Annotated in this window: 11 protein-coding genes, 1 tRNA gene and 1 other RNA gene; 4 read left to right on the top strand and 9 right to left on the bottom strand. The window is 48.3% G+C overall.

What is annotated here, in order from left to right; translation table 11 throughout:
• Nucleotides 1-921: 921 nt before the first annotated feature.
• A tRNA-Glu gene (locus ACYQ2M_RS02905) sits at nt 922-996 on the bottom strand.
• Nucleotides 997-1,280: 284 nt separating this feature from the next.
• Between ACYQ2M_RS02905 and ACYQ2M_RS02900 the strand changes: the two genes are divergently transcribed.
• The gene (locus tag ACYQ2M_RS02900) at nt 1,281-1,544 is read left to right on the top strand and encodes a hypothetical protein (RefSeq protein ID WP_459914812.1); all 264 of its coding nucleotides are present in this window, start codon (nt 1,281-1,283) and stop codon (nt 1,542-1,544) included.
• Nucleotides 1,545-1,670: 126 nt separating this feature from the next.
• Here ACYQ2M_RS02900 and ACYQ2M_RS02895 read toward each other — a convergent pair whose 3' ends face one another.
• Together ACYQ2M_RS02895 and ACYQ2M_RS02890 are read right to left on the bottom strand one after the other, a co-directional pair.
• Nucleotides 1,671-1,871, bottom strand: coding sequence for a PLDc N-terminal domain-containing protein (locus ACYQ2M_RS02895; RefSeq protein ID WP_459914811.1), 201 nt, complete (start codon nt 1,869-1,871; stop codon nt 1,671-1,673).
• Nucleotides 1,872-1,883: 12 nt separating this feature from the next.
• On the bottom strand, nt 1,884-2,786 hold the full coding sequence (locus ACYQ2M_RS02890) for a lytic murein transglycosylase (protein WP_459914810.1): 903 nt from the start codon (nt 2,784-2,786) through the stop codon (nt 1,884-1,886).
• A gap of 433 nt (nt 2,787-3,219) precedes the next feature.
• On the opposite strand from ACYQ2M_RS02890, the gene radA reads away from it, so the two are divergent.
• The 3 genes from radA to ACYQ2M_RS02875 all read left to right on the top strand — a co-directional run bounded on the left by radA (nt 3,220) and on the right by ACYQ2M_RS02875 (nt 6,091).
• Nucleotides 3,220-4,581: a DNA repair protein RadA gene (radA, locus tag ACYQ2M_RS02885; RefSeq protein WP_459914809.1), complete on the top strand. Its 1,362-nt coding sequence runs from the start codon at nt 3,220-3,222 to the stop codon at nt 4,579-4,581.
• Nucleotides 4,582-4,715: 134 nt separating this feature from the next.
• Nucleotides 4,716-5,327: an SAM-dependent methyltransferase gene (locus ACYQ2M_RS02880; protein ID WP_459914808.1), complete on the top strand. Its 612-nt coding sequence runs from the start codon at nt 4,716-4,718 to the stop codon at nt 5,325-5,327.
• Between the two features lie 20 nt (nt 5,328-5,347).
• Nucleotides 5,348-6,091, top strand: coding sequence for a YebC/PmpR family DNA-binding transcriptional regulator (locus ACYQ2M_RS02875; RefSeq protein ID WP_459914807.1), 744 nt, complete (start codon nt 5,348-5,350; stop codon nt 6,089-6,091).
• A gap of 241 nt (nt 6,092-6,332) precedes the next feature.
• On the opposite strand, the gene ACYQ2M_RS02870 is transcribed toward ACYQ2M_RS02875, so the two are convergent.
• The 6 genes from ACYQ2M_RS02870 to bamA all read right to left on the bottom strand — a co-directional run bounded on the left by ACYQ2M_RS02870 (nt 6,333) and on the right by bamA (nt 13,999).
• Nucleotides 6,333-6,998, bottom strand: coding sequence for a LolA family protein (locus tag ACYQ2M_RS02870; protein WP_459914806.1), 666 nt, complete (start codon nt 6,996-6,998; stop codon nt 6,333-6,335).
• Between the two features lie 34 nt (nt 6,999-7,032).
• Nucleotides 7,033-8,622: a class I adenylate-forming enzyme family protein gene (locus tag ACYQ2M_RS02865; RefSeq protein WP_459914805.1), complete on the bottom strand. Its 1,590-nt coding sequence runs from the start codon at nt 8,620-8,622 to the stop codon at nt 7,033-7,035.
• A 120-nt stretch (nt 8,623-8,742) separates the two neighbouring features.
• On the bottom strand, nt 8,743-10,653 hold the full coding sequence (dnaK, locus tag ACYQ2M_RS02860; protein ID WP_459914804.1) for a molecular chaperone DnaK: 1,911 nt from the start codon (nt 10,651-10,653) through the stop codon (nt 8,743-8,745).
• A 39-nt stretch (nt 10,654-10,692) separates the two neighbouring features.
• The gene (gene grpE, locus ACYQ2M_RS02855; RefSeq protein ID WP_459914803.1) at nt 10,693-11,310 is read right to left on the bottom strand and encodes a nucleotide exchange factor GrpE; all 618 of its coding nucleotides are present in this window, start codon (nt 11,308-11,310) and stop codon (nt 10,693-10,695) included.
• A gap of 174 nt (nt 11,311-11,484) precedes the next feature.
• An RNA gene (gene ffs / locus ACYQ2M_RS02850) (signal recognition particle sRNA small type) lies at nt 11,485-11,581 on the bottom strand.
• An 84-nt stretch (nt 11,582-11,665) separates the two neighbouring features.
• A complete protein-coding gene (bamA, locus tag ACYQ2M_RS02845; RefSeq protein ID WP_459914802.1) occupies nt 11,666-13,999 on the bottom strand; it encodes an outer membrane protein assembly factor BamA in 2,334 nt (777 codons plus the stop codon).
• Nucleotides 14,000-14,053: the final 54 nt, after the last annotated feature.

Genomic DNA, 14,053 nt, shown 5'->3' with positions numbered 1-14,053 from the left:
GCCGCCAGGTTGCTGCACAACACCCCTCCACCGCTCAAAATTGAGCAGTCGAAACCATTATCCACATTTGGGCAGTGCTGGTTAAAATGTTAACTTTTGTTAACCTTTCCGGAGATTTTTGGGACTCCATAAAAAAGGACCCACCCCACTGCTGATCTGATACAGCGCATAATATGGTTAATCAAGCGGTTACCAAAACCATAGGCCATAGGCTCCAGAGATTTGGGCTATTCCAGGGGCCTTCATTTCACCGACATCCTTCGGGGACCTGGGCAAAGGGGATGCTATGACAGCACACCCTTTGCACATAAGTCTAAGTTTTTGGACTCCATACGCAGGTGTGTCTCATTTTCTCAATTCTCCATAAATTCACTCGGCCTGTTTCGGGCCTATCTTCTGTTTCAATCCTTAATTTTCAGGAGCGAAATTATGAATCCTCCATGCCTAAAACTTAACAAAACTCAATGACATGGATTTACCCCCTTACCACCGGGGAAACTGCATACTTGCACCGACCGGTTTGGGCGATGCACAGGATACGCATTCAAAGCGTACTCTTGACCGGGAGAGGGCAAACCCCCGAGGGCCGGGATTAATGCCAGGGGCACGATTCTAACCACCATTCCGTTTTGGGATAGTCCTTCAAAGGTAACTGCTCCCCCCCCACGGGCCTGGAGCGGGTGTCTACCCCTGGGATCGGTGGGCAGTGATCGTGCCGGCACCCGGTAAGGTGATAATGTGGTCCGGGAGATGGTGGTTCCTTTTTTCCTTGCCGGGTGATGCTGAGATGCTTGAAGGCGGTTTGTATTTTGACTGAGTCACATTTATTTGTTATCTTTACCTTAACGCTTTGGCCTGAGACCGCGTTTTTACAATAAAAAAAGGGTTTAGCAATTAAGCTAAACCCTTTAATTTATTAATTGGTGACCCCACGGGGAATCGAACCCCGGCTTCCGGCGTGAGAGGCCAGCGTCCTAACCGCTAGACGATGGGGCCACAAAACCTCTACTTTATATAGATAGATGACAGCATTGTCAATAAAAAATATGGGGTTTTAAAAAAATCCATATGGATTTCCAGGGAGGAAGATTTGTTGTCATCCCTTCTTTAAATTCAGTTGACGGCTCTTTAAAACATTTTCACAGGCATTAAGAGACGGTTTTTGCGTTGACAGACAACCAAGGTATGATAATGTTTTTTTACAAATGAGAACGACGTGTCTCCATCTCCCGGGATGACTCCCCGGGAAGGGAATCCATCTTTATAAGGGAGCAAACACTATGGATGCAATTCTTGTAGAATATGATGCCGAAAAAAAGACTCTGGAAATTCTAAAGGGGGCGGTGGTTGAAGATTGGGTAACGGTCTGTAATCGCTTTAATGATGATGTGCATCGCCTCCGTGATGTGGACGATTTGGGTTCATACAATGCGCTTTATGAGTGCTTTGATGAAAAAGATAAGAAACACTATTACGTGGTAAGGGAAGACGCGGCCCTTTTTAAAATGCGCCGGAAAAATTTCTTGGGCAACATCGGAAAATAAGAACAGGGTATGGTTTGATTTAAAGATAAAATTAGCGAAGGTATTGTCGGGCGCATTCCCATTTGCCTGATGATGATGCCCCCGACCGGGAAAATGGAAATGCGCGCGGTATTGTCAGGCCTTTGTTTATTTTTTTTTCCGTACCCCTTTTTTGGCTCCCGCCATAAAATAAATAAGCCAGCCCACAAAGGGCAACAAAGAGATAGCGCCCCAAAGTGCTTTGGTCTTGATGGACCCGAAGTCCTTTAAGATAATGTCCACCATGGCCAGCATGGTCAAGCCCCAGAAAATTGCGCCGATGCCGGCAATTACTACAAATGTATCCATAAATCTTTTTCTCTATCCCTTTAATTTGTCTGAAATTTTAAGCAAAGTGTCTACATAATAGTTGCTGTGGTTGTACTTGTATAGAATTTTGTGGGCTTTTTGTCGGTTCACCTTGGGTTGCCAGCCATAGCGTTTAAGGTAATTGGCGACGCTGTGGATGGCATCAGCATGTTCAAAAAGATTGACTTTGCCATCTCCATTGCCGTCTTTGGCCAGGGTAAGGGCATTGCTTGGCATGAATTGACTGATTCCCATGGCTCCGGCATAGGAGCCCTTGATGGCCACGGGATCAATGTTTTCTCGTTGGGCAAATTGCAGAAGTGACTTCAGTTCGGTGTAAGCCCACTTGGATTTTTGGAGGGCTTTTTGGTCAAATTTTTTCCTTGTAAAGCGTTTGGATGTTGCTAGAGATTGCCACAGGGCTTCCTTGTTTTTCTTTTCCGACAGCGCTGCCATGGTGGAAAGGGTATTGATGACGGCTCGGTTGCCAAGGTAGGTTCCCAGGCGGGTTTCCACCAGTATAATGGCGGTGATGACGGTCTTATCAACGCCATAAATCGTTTCTGCCGATTGCAGGTCTTTTTTGTGTGTTTTCATATATTTCAGTGCATTGGATATGGATTTGTCTGACAGAAACTGATCGTAGTTCAGGCTGGATTCAGAATGTACAAAAAATAGAGAAACGCCTTTAAGAGAAAAGGCAACCTTTGGACTGGCATAGGTGTTTTCAATGAAATCCCTGGAAAAACCATCCTTGATGAGACGCGTTTTAACAGCAGTCAGTTCCTGGATATCTTGTGAATTTTTTCCGGATGAAAGGCCCGGAAAAATAAGGGTGAACATCAGGATCAATAGCACCAGCATCTTGGATCGGAAATGTCCGTGATTTGTCGTTGCAGGCAAATAGTATGTCATGGATTTAAGATTCTCCTGTTCCAGTTATGTTGAAAAATGGGCTTGATCACAACATGGGCCACCCGTCACGGGTCAATGGGGTCAGGCTTGTGTTATTTGCGTTATCGACCACATCCTGCGCAAACGCCAAAGCCAACTATAATGCAAATAATGCGAGCCTGACAGGTTCCCAAAGTGGCCCATGTTGTGATCAAGCCCTGAGAAATTATGACCTGAGTTTGATGGGGCTGGCGATAACATATGCCATCCATCATCATTGGCGGGTCCATTTTATGATTGTGCCCAGTTTCATGTTGGCGTGGAAGCCCTGTCTTGATACTGTTAAATTAAAATGATATAAGCCCACAGGGCAGTTAGCACCTGCTTTTTTTAAAAAAGCAACCACCATTTATCACTATTGTTATACATGAAATGAATTCTGTGGGGAAACATTTTGAAAAAAAAAGAGCGCTTGATATTTCGGTGCACTTCCTGCGGCCATGAGACACATCAATGGATGGGGAAGTGTCCCGGATGCGGGGACTGGGATACCTTATCCGGGGAGAAACCCGTACAGACATCTGCGCCGGGGGCACGGTTTTCCAGGGCAAGGACAGCGGCGGTTCCCATGGGGGCCATTGCCTTTGAGGAAGAACCCCGCATTGAGACAGGCATACAGGAGTTTGACCGTGTGCTTGGGGGGGGTATCGTACCGGGAACCCTTGTGCTCATCGGAGGAGATCCGGGCATAGGCAAATCAACCCTGATGCTCCAGGTCCTTTCCCGGCTGGCGGAAGCCGGGAAAAAGACCCTGTATATCTCTGGTGAAGAGTCCATCCGCCAGATTAAAATGCGAGGAGACCGCCTTTCATCCGGGGTGACGTCCATGCTGGTGGCAGCGGAAACAGACCTGGATTCCATCATTTCCATGGCGGAATCGGAAAAACCCCATGCCATGGTTGTGGATTCCATTCAGACGGTTTACAATCCTGAGATTTCCTCCACTCCGGGTAGTGTCACACAGATTCGTGAAGCCTCCATACGTCTTCTTAATATGGCAAAACAATCGGGAGTGCCTCTTTTTCTTGTGGGCCATGTGACGAAGATCGGTGCCATTGCAGGCCCCAGAATCATGGAACACATGGTGGATACTGTGCTCTATTTTGAGGGAGATCGAAGCCATGTGTTCAGAATATTAAGGGCGGTTAAAAATAGATTTGGTTCCACCAACGAGATCGGGGTCTTTGAAATGAAGGAAATGGGGCTTGCAGAGGTTCCCAATCCCTCTGAGATTTTTCTGGCTGAACGATCGGTGAATGCTCCGGGATCTGTGGTGACAGCCAGCATGGAAGGTACCCGGCCCATTCTGGTTGAAATACAGGGGCTTGCCTCCAGCTCCGGGCTTGGGAATCCCCGGAGGACAGTGCTGGGACTGGACCCCAACCGGGTGGCGCTTATTGCGGCGGTGATGGAAAAAAGACTGGGTATAAACCTGTCGGGTCTGGATATTTTCATGAACGTGGCGGGGGGGGTAAAGGTGGTGGAACCGGCCGCAGATATGGGCATTGCGGTGGCCCTGGCATCCAGTTTTCTGGATTTGCCAGTGCCTGAAGGTACCACCGTTGTGGGTGAAATCGGTCTCACCGGTGAGATAAGGGCCGTGGGGCATGTGGAATCAAGGGTGAAAGAGGTTGCCAAGATGGGATTTACCCGTTGTCTCCTGCCCCAAAACAGTATAAAACAGGTGCCGGATATTCCCGGCATGACCATCCAGGGGATAACCTCTTTAAAGCAGGTGGTGGAAATACTTTTTTAGGGGGATCATGCCAACATTAGCCAGGGAAAATAAGACAATAACACATCCCGGAACTGGCTGGTTGGGAATGTCTCCCGTTTAAGTCCGTCTTTTCCGTGGTAACACCGGGGGAGCGGACCCGAGGCAAATAAATAATGGTACAAAAAAAAAATAAAGGCAAGAAAGGGACCCAGTGGGCGGATCATTTCACCCACAAGGCCAAAGCAGAAAATTATCCGGCACGCTCTGTATACAAATTAATGGAGATACAGAAAAAATTCAATGTTCTGAAAAAAGGGGACACCGTTCTTGATCTGGGATGCGCACCGGGTTCTTGGCTGATATATACGGCCAGAACCGTGGGAAATAACGGAAGTGCCCATGGCATTGATTTGAAAGCTGTGGCGGTTCCCCTTCCGGCTAATGCCGTGGCCCATGTGGGCGATATTTTTGAGATGAATGAAGAGATTGTGTCTCCTTCGGGGAAAAGCTATGATGCCGTGTTAAGTGACATGGCCCCTGCCACCACCGGCAGAAAAGACATTGATGCCGCAAGATCCCAGGCCCTTTGTGAGGTGGCCCTGGGAAAGGCCCTGGAGCTTCTTGGGCCTGGTGGTCATTTTGTGTGTAAAATTTTCCAGGGGGCGGATTTCAAGGTTTTTGAAAAACAGGTGCAGCAGCATTTTAAACAGCATCGCATATTTAAGCCCGAAAGTTGCAGAAAATCCAGTAAAGAGATATATATTATAGGTTTGAGTAAAAAATAACAGTTAAGGAGGATATATTCATGTCAGGACATAGTAAATGGTCGACCATCAAGCATAAAAAGGGGGCCGCTGATGCCAAGCGCGGTAAGATTTTTACCAAGCTCATCAAGGAAATCACCGTTGCCGCCAGAATGGGGGGGGGAGATCCCGATTCCAATCCGCGTTTGAGAACCGCAGTGAATGCCGCCAAAGCCCAGAACATGCCAAAAGATAATCTGGAGCGGGCCATTAAAAAGGGTACCGGAGAGCTGGAAGGCGTGGATTATGAAGAAATCGTCTACGAAGGGTATGGTCCGGGGGGCGTTGCTGTACTGGTGGAGTGCCTTACAGATAACCGAAACCGCACCATTGCTGATGTCCGGTATATTTTCAGCAAGGCCGGGGGAAATATCGGCACAGATGGCTGTGTGTCATGGATGTTTGATAAAAGAGGCCTGATTTCTGTGGACAAGTCGGAAAGCGATGAAGATACGCTTATGGAAGTGGGTCTCGAGGCCGGTGCCGAAGATGTAAAGGATGAAGGTGACTGCTTTGAGGTGATCACGGCCCCGGAAGACTTTGATGCCGTAAAAGAGGCCGTGGACGCGGCTGGAATAAAATATACCATGGCCGAAGTGACCATGATTCCCCAGACCCAGACAGTTCTTGAGGGAAAAGAAGCCGAGCAGATGATTAAATTCATGGATGCCATGGATGACTGTGATGATATCCAGAAATTTTATACCAATGCCGACATCTCCGACGATGTTTTCAATGCCATGTAATACGATTTTTGGGGCTTGGTCATAACATTGGCCAGTCTTTATCATTGGGTGTGTCAGCAGGGTCAGGCTTGTGTTATTTACAGGATGAAGCGTTTATTGGGCTCCAAATAACACAAGCTTGACGCCAACCCAAGGGGCTTGACGTTGTGACCAGCCCTTATTTTTAATAAACAGACAGCCAGGACTCAAAGATGAATCCTGGACCGGCAGTCTGGTCTCTTCTGCGATATTCTCCTTGTTCCTACTCCATATTTATGACATCCACCCCCTCGGGCACATTGAAATCAAAGACCTCCGGAGCAATTTTGTTGAATGCAATATTCCAGAATTCCAGGGTGGTCTCGTCGCCATAGGGGTTGATAGTTTTAACCTGTACAATGTGATCATTTTTTTTGAGAATCCGGATATGAATGGATTTGATTTCGGAGGATGGTTTTATAGGTTCCAGAATTAAGGTGACGTGATCGACATCTGTTGGATTTTCTCTTATATCTGCGCTGTATTGCTCCCTTACAAGGGAGATGTTTGACAAAAATGCACCACCGGCCCCAGCGGTGAAAAAGGCCCGGGCATCCCCCTTGACCACCTGATTTTCGTCGGGGCGGTAAATCCAGAGGGTATCGCCGTCTGAGATGATCTGATGCCGGGTGGGCACAAGATATTCCCAGCGCATTTTACCCGGATGGCTGAAAAAGGCTTTTCCCGATGCGGTTTCTGTTATTTCCAGGGCGGTGAGGGTGGAAATCTGATGAAAATCTGCACTGAAATCCCTGTCGGCATATTTCTTTTCCATGCGATTGAGAATCTCCCGGGTTTTCGGTGTTTCTGCCCGGGCATCTTTAATGCAGAGATCGCAAACACCAAGGAAAAGAATCAAGACTGTGAGGAAAAGCATTTTTCTTTTCATGACCATCACCCCCTTTTTTGACGGTTCGGTTGGCCTATCGAACCAATTGATTGATATCTTTTCGGCTGTCTCTGGCATAAAGCCGTCGAAGCTTGGGCTTTTCAATTTTGCCGGTGGCATTTCTGGGAACCTCTGCAAATATAATTTTTTTCAACCGTTTGTAGCGCGGCAGGCCAAGACCAAAGGTCTTTACCTCCTGTTTTGTCAGCTCCATGCCGGGCTTGACGGCAATGATGCCTGCGGGAATTTCACCTAGTCGTTCATCGGGAATGCCGATGACGCCAATGTCCTGGATTTTTTTATTCTGCATGAAAAAATGTTCGATTTCAACGGGAAAGATATTTTCGCCCCCGCAGATGATCACGTCTTTTTTCCGGTCCACCAGAAAAATAAATCCATCCTTGTCGCACCGGGCAATGTCACCGGTGTGAAGCCATTCATTCTTCAGGGTGTCTGCCGTGGCCTGGGGGTTTTTGTAGTAGCACTTCATTACGCCGGGGCCCTTGACAATGAGCTCTCCACTTTCTCCGGGGGGCAGTTCATTTCCGGACCCATCCACAATGCGGCATTCCCAGTCAAAACCGGCTTTACCGATGGCACCCACTTTGTGGTCATTGTCCATGCCAAGATGAACACAGCCGGGACCGGTGGATTCGGTGAGTCCATAGTTGGTGTCATAGTCATGGTTAGGGAAGTACTCCTTCCACTCTTTGATAAGAGAGGGAGGGACCGGTTGGGCACCAATGTGCATGAGCCGCCATTGATCCAGTTTGTATCTGGAAAAATCAATGAGGTTACGTTCAAAGGAGATTAGAATATCATGGGCCCAGGGCACCAGCAGCCACACAATGGTGGCCCTTTCTTCGGACACGGCTTCAAGTATCCATTCCGGCCGTACCCCTTTCAGGATCACGGCCTTGCTCCCCACCAGAAAACTGCCGAACCAGTGCATCTTCGCACCGGTGTGATACAGGGGGGGGATGCACAGGAACACATCTTCCCGGGTCTGCCGGTGGTGGTTGTTTTCAATGTAACAGGCGTGTTCGAGGTTTCTGTGGGTCAATAAAACGGCCTTGGGGGTACCGGTGGTACCGGAGGTGAAATAAAGGGCGGCATCATCTTCAATGGAGATGGAAACCGGTGGCGGGCTATCTGCTTTGGCACCGTGAATGAATATTTCATAGGGAATGGCGTAATCGGGACACAATTCCACAGGTCCTGTGAAAATCCAAGTGTGCACGGTGGTTTCAAGAAGGATGCGAATACCCTCCAGGCGTTCTATGAATTCCTGCCCAAAGATGAATACCTTTGCTTCAGCCACTTCGGTGCACAAACGGATTTTATCGGCCTCAAATCTGAAATTAAGGGGGACGGCCCAGGCTCCGGTGTTGAGAACACCAAAATAGATGGGCAGCCATTCCAGGCAGTTGGTCATGAGCTGCACCACCCCATCTCCCTTTTTAATCCCTTTTCTTACAAGGGCATTGGCCATGCGGTTGGCATCTCGGTAAAAATCGTTCCAGGTGATTTCCCGGCGCAGAGATTCTTCTGGAACCCTTTCAACCAGGGCAATTTCGTTTTTGTAAAGTCGGCTGTTCCTTGCCAGGATCTCGGTGATGATCATGGTGATATTCCTGTGTGAAATTTTATGAAGCCTGGAAGCAGATCCAGGATACATATGAAAATCCCGCTGTGCACCCGGTGCACAGCGGGATCTATATTAACCATCCAGTGGAATCAGAATTTATTTCTTGTTGTCATTGACTTCCTCAAAATCGGCGTCCATGACATCATCATCCGGGGCCTGGGCACCACCAGCCTGCTCTGCACCAGGGGCTGCACCTTCTTTGGCTGCCTGTTGGTACATGGCTTCGGCCAGCTTATGGGATGCCTGGGTCAGGGCTTCAATTTTATCCTTGATGGCCTGGGCATCATCACTGTCTTTGATCTGTTTGAGGGCTTCAACACCGTCTTCTATGGTTTTACGGGTGGCTTCATCTATCTTGTCACCGTGTTCCTTCAGGGTTTTATTGGTCTGATCAATGAGGGACTCGGCATTGTTTCTGGCATCCACCAACTCACGCTTCTTTTTATCTTCGTCAGCGTGAAGTTCGGCATCTCTGACCATTTTTTCAATTTCGGCTTCGGAAAGACCGCTTGCCGCGGTGATTTGGATGGACTGCTCTTTACCCGTGGCCTTGTCTTTGGCGGACACATGGACAATACCATTGGCATCAATGTCAAAGGTGACCTCAATCTGGGGAACACCTCGGGGTGCCGGTGGAATTTCAGACAGTTCAAACTGACCCAGAGTCTTGTTGCCGGTGGCCATTTCCCGTTCTCCCTGGAGCACATGGATGGACACTGCCGGCTGATTGTCAGCTGCCGTTGAAAACACCTGGCTCTTCTTGGTGGGGATGGTGGTGTTCTTTTCAATGAGTTTGGTCATGACTCCACCAAGGGTTTCAATACCAAGGGACAGCGGGGTTACATCCAGCAGGAGCACGTCGTTGACATCACCCTGTAGCACACCTGCCTGGATGGCAGCACCCATGGCAACCACCTCATCGGGGTTTACGCCCTTATGGGGTTTTTTCCCGAAAATTTCTTCCACCCGTTTCTGCACGGCGGGCATGCGGGTCATACCACCCACAAGAACCACTTCATTGATGTCACTGGCCTGGAGTTTGGCATCTTTCAATGCCTGCTGGCAGGGTCTGGAGAGATTATCTAAAAGATCAGCCACCAAAGATTCCAGTTTGGCCCGGGACAGTTTCACGTCCAGATGTTTGGGGCCACTTGCATCGGCTGTGATAAAGGGTAGGTTCACATCGGTTTCAACTGCAGTGGAGAGCTCCATTTTGGCTTTCTCAGCTGCTTCTTTCAGTCTTTGCAGTGCCATCTTATCCTTGCGGATGTCAATGCCCTGCTCTCTTTTGAATTCATCGGCAATGTAATCAATGACCCTTAAGTCAAAATCTTCACCACCCAGATGGGTATCGCCATTGGTGGACTTTACTTCAAATACGCCATCGCCGATTTCAAGGATGGAGACGTCAAAGGTACCGCCACCAAGGTCAAATACGGCAATTTTTTCTTCGCCTTTTTTATCCAGACCATAGGCAAGGGAGGCTGCCGTGGGCTCATTGATAATACGTTTTACATCAAGGCCTGCGATTTTACCGGCATCCTTGGTGGCCTGGCGTTGGCTGTCATTAAAGTATGCTGGTACGGTGATAACCGCCTCTGTTACCTCTTCTCCCAGATATTCTTCGGCCGTTTTTTTGATGTTGGCCAGAATAAAAGACGATACCTCCGCCGGGCTGTGCTGTTTTCCCCGCAGATTAATTCTTGTATCGCCATTGGATGCGGCTTCAATCTTATAGGGAAGGACATTGATGTCTCCCTGGATTTCTTTGGAATTAAACTTTCTTCCCACCAGACGTTTTACGCCAAATACGGTATTTTCAGGGTTGGTGATGGCCTGCCTCTTGGCGGTTTGACCCACCAGGCGGTCGCCGTTTTCCGTGATGCCCACAACAGAAGGGGTGGTTCTTCCGCCTTCGGGGTTTGTAATTACTTTTGCTTCGCCCGCCTCCATGACGGCCACGCATGAGTTGGTTGTTCCAAGGTCAATTCCGATTATTTTACCCATGATCTATTCCTCCAAATATGATGTATATATGATCTGTCTTTAATTTTCTTGTTTTGCAACGGATTTAGAAACCACCACCATGGACGGTCGCAGCAGGCGATCGTGGATTAGATATCCCTTTTGAAGTTCGTTGATCACCGTGTTTTCCGGGTGTTCATCGGTCTCCTGCTGGGTGACTGCCTGGTGAAATGCCGGGTTAAAGGGTTCTCCCTGGGATTTCAGGGATTTCACGTTGAAGGTTTCAAACAGTTTGATCAGTTCTTTGTGGGTCAACTGGATTCCTTCAAGGATGCTGGCGGCATCACTGTGCTTTTCCCCTGAATCAAGGGCACGCTCAAGATTATCCACCACCGTGAGCAGTTTCTTGAAAACCGATTCATTGGCAAATCGTCTGAAGTCCGCAAGTTCCCTTGAAGAGCGCTTCTTGTAATTGTCAAACTCCGCAGAAAGCCGCAGACAACGGTCCTGTTCTGCCCGGAGCTGTGTCTGAAGCGTCTCAATGTCCGGTTGTGCTTCGGTTGATTTGTTTTTATTGCAGGAATCTTTTTCAGATGCTGAATCCGTTGCTTCGGATGACGCTGCTTCTGTTTTGCTGTCACCGTTGACGGATTCTTTGCCGGTGTCTTCCCTTAGGGATTCATCTTTTTCAGCCAACATTTTCTCCTGATCCAAGTATTTTGATATATAACGTCTTAAAAAGTATATAATAAACATAGATTTAATTTTAGGAGAAAATAAGACCGTTTGATGCCATGTCAAGAAATAAAAATGGGGGAAGGGGTGGGCTTTAAGGAGAGACCCGGCTGGCTGGTAAATTGCCGGAATATTGCAGGACCGGGATCAATCCACGACACAGATGATATCACTTATCGCTGCTTCCTTCCGGATCTGACGAGGTTCATGACCTTCTGTTACGCGGCGACCGATCAGAATACCCATGGGGCAATTTAACACAGCACAGCCGGGAGATAAATTCTATACTTTAATTTGCTGGATTTTACAAGGAAAAACATTAAAATGTATACCCAATGGAAAAATGAATCTGTCCAGAACTTTCCCCATCCTCGGGATTGAGTTTATGCCCGTAAAGAAGTCCGATGGGTCCGATGGGCGTGTTGTATCTAAGTCCGGTACCCACGGCATATCGAAAGTCATCCAAGGCATCTACCTGGTCAGTTTCATCAATTTTACCGGTGTCCAGAAAAAATGCCAGTTCAAAATTGGCGGGCAGATCAATGCGGGCTTCCAGGCTGGCGGACAGGGAAGTTCTTCCCCCCAGGGCATCATCATCGCTGTCCACACGGAGCATGTTCTCCTCAAATCCCCGGACGTCGGAGATGCCGCCCAGAAAAAAAAGCTGATCTTCGGCAACGCTATTGGCGGCCCCCAGGGGCTGGATATACCCCACACGTCCTGCCATGGCAAAGGTCAAGCCCTTAAAAGGGGATCTATAGTGCCTCATGTCCAGCTGATATTTAAGAAACCGGTCAAGGTCACTGTTGATCCCTGTGAACAGGTCCACCGAGGCAAAAGATAAAAATCCGCTGGTGGGTTTCAGGACGGAATCGCGCTTGTCCCATGCCAGGGACGCGGAGGTGATGAGAATGTTTCTTGTTTCTTCCTCTGCATCATTGTCTCCGTCATATTGAATTCTGTTTTCATATTTAAAGTTCAGACCCGCTGTGAGGCTAGGGGTGAGATCCCTTGAAAATCCAGAGTCTGCCCCCCAGGAACGGATGCCGAAATCCTGGTTTAAGGCCTGTTCATCCTCCTGATAAATGGTGAAGGTGGCAGCGATTAGGGTGTCCAGGAAAAAGGGGTCCCGGACCCCGGTTTCAAAGCGGTGACCGATGCCGCTGACATTGGCCTGCACCCAGGCATTCATGTCCCGGCCCATGAAGTTGGTATCACCGGTTTTTACCTTGAGATAGGCTTCGTTTTCCGTATCATAGCCTGCAGCGGCTTCCACATAATAGGGTTTACGTTCAGTCACCTCAATGTTGATGTCTGGCTGTGCTTCCTTTGCCTTTAGGCCCGGGACGGTTATTTTAACAGATGATACGGAATAAATTTCCCTGACACGTTTCTGGGTGGCAAACAGTTTTTTCAGGGAAAAGGGTGCCCCGGGGGTTATTTTAACTTTTTTCTGGATGGTCTCCTGCTTTAAACGCTGGTTGCCGGAAAAATGTACCGTTCCAAATCGGGTATAAGAACCCGGGATGACCTGCCAGGAAATATCTGCACGGGTTTTGTCCGGGTTCAGCTGGGTATCACTGGTGACCTTGACGTGGGGATACCCCCTTTCCGATACCAGTGCCGCCAATACATTGGAATCGCTTTTAACCATGTAATCCCTGAAAGGTTTGCCGGAGGATAAGGTCATGGCTGCCAGGGCTTTTTTGGGAGAGATAATGTCTTCCAGGCCCGAGATGACGGCGCTGTTGACCAGGGTCTGGATCCCTTCTACTATCTGGATGGTTATGAAGACCTGCCGGGGGGTGTCGCTGTGTTTTTCTTCGGGGGCCGAGACCTCTTTCTCTTCCACTCGGATTTCCCGGGAAATCTGTGCATTGAGAAACCCGTTGCTGATATAGACCAGGGAAATGGCATCCAGATCTTTTTTAAGGGTGTCTTCATTGAATCCGCCGGGGTCTAGTAGGCCCTTGGGCCGGGTGATCATGGCGTCCTTTATTTTGGCGGTATCAACACGGTTGTTTCCTTTAATGTCAAGGGCTTGTACCACCATTTGTCTTCCTTGGGTGATGCTATAGGTGACCTGTTTGATGCTTTCTGTCTTTTCCTTGAGGATTTCCGTGTCAAGTTTTACTTCCACATCTGGGAATCCTGCCTTTTTATATTTTTTTCGGATGTTGGAACGGCCCTTTCTCAGTCCCGAGCCATTGGGATCTCCCTTTTCAAAGATGGAGAGCTCTTTGTTCAGTTGACGTTGGGAAAAAAAGGTGTTGCCGGAAAAGACGATTTCGTACCGGGGGCCTTCCTGAATTGTGATGGCAAGAATGTGTTTTCCCCCACCGGTAATGGGGATTATTTCTGTTTCAATGGAAGCTTCCGCAAATTTTTTCCCACGGTAAAAGGAGATCAGATTCTTTACATCAAGTTTCAGCCAGTCTTCATTCAGGCAGTTCATTTGTCCGGGTAAAAGAGAGGTGCTCCAGCACTTCATGCGAAGCTTGAGTCGAGTGGTGGAAAAATGATTATTGCCTTTGAATTGAATGTTTTGGAGTCGGATGCAGTTTGTGGAAAGAGGGGTTGTTTCTGCCCCGGCGGGTAAGGTGATAAAAAATGCTGTCAGGGCAACCATGGTAATGATGAGAAAATTTTTCATAAATAATTCTTAATCTCCTGTTGGGCTTATTCCCATTTCCCCGGGCCGGAGCTT

The organism is Desulfocicer niacini, assembly GCF_054657595.1.
This window is presented reverse-complemented; position numbering and strand designations above follow the sequence as displayed.

What these genes read in the sequence shown, in the direction of transcription:
- ACYQ2M_RS02900 (WP_459914812.1), top strand. Translation starts at nt 1,281, where the DNA reads ATGGATGCAATTCTTGTAGAATATGATGCCGAAAAAAAGACTCTGGAA.
- ACYQ2M_RS02895 (WP_459914811.1), bottom strand. Translation starts at nt 1,871, where the DNA reads ATGGATACATTTGTAGTAATTGCCGGCATCGGCGCAATTTTCTGGGGC.
- ACYQ2M_RS02890 (WP_459914810.1), bottom strand. Translation starts at nt 2,786, where the DNA reads ATGACATACTATTTGCCTGCAACGACAAATCACGGACATTTCCGATCC.
- ACYQ2M_RS02880 (WP_459914808.1), top strand. Translation starts at nt 4,716, where the DNA reads ATGGTACAAAAAAAAAATAAAGGCAAGAAAGGGACCCAGTGGGCGGAT.
- ACYQ2M_RS02875 (WP_459914807.1), top strand. Translation starts at nt 5,348, where the DNA reads ATGTCAGGACATAGTAAATGGTCGACCATCAAGCATAAAAAGGGGGCC.
- ACYQ2M_RS02870 (WP_459914806.1), bottom strand. Translation starts at nt 6,998, where the DNA reads ATGAAAAGAAAAATGCTTTTCCTCACAGTCTTGATTCTTTTCCTTGGT.
- ACYQ2M_RS02865 (WP_459914805.1), bottom strand. Translation starts at nt 8,622, where the DNA reads ATGATCATCACCGAGATCCTGGCAAGGAACAGCCGACTTTACAAAAAC.
- dnaK (WP_459914804.1), bottom strand. Translation starts at nt 10,653, where the DNA reads ATGGGTAAAATAATCGGAATTGACCTTGGAACAACCAACTCATGCGTG.
- grpE (WP_459914803.1), bottom strand. Translation starts at nt 11,310, where the DNA reads ATGTTGGCTGAAAAAGATGAATCCCTAAGGGAAGACACCGGCAAAGAA.
- bamA (WP_459914802.1), bottom strand. Translation starts at nt 13,999, where the DNA reads ATGAAAAATTTTCTCATCATTACCATGGTTGCCCTGACAGCATTTTTT.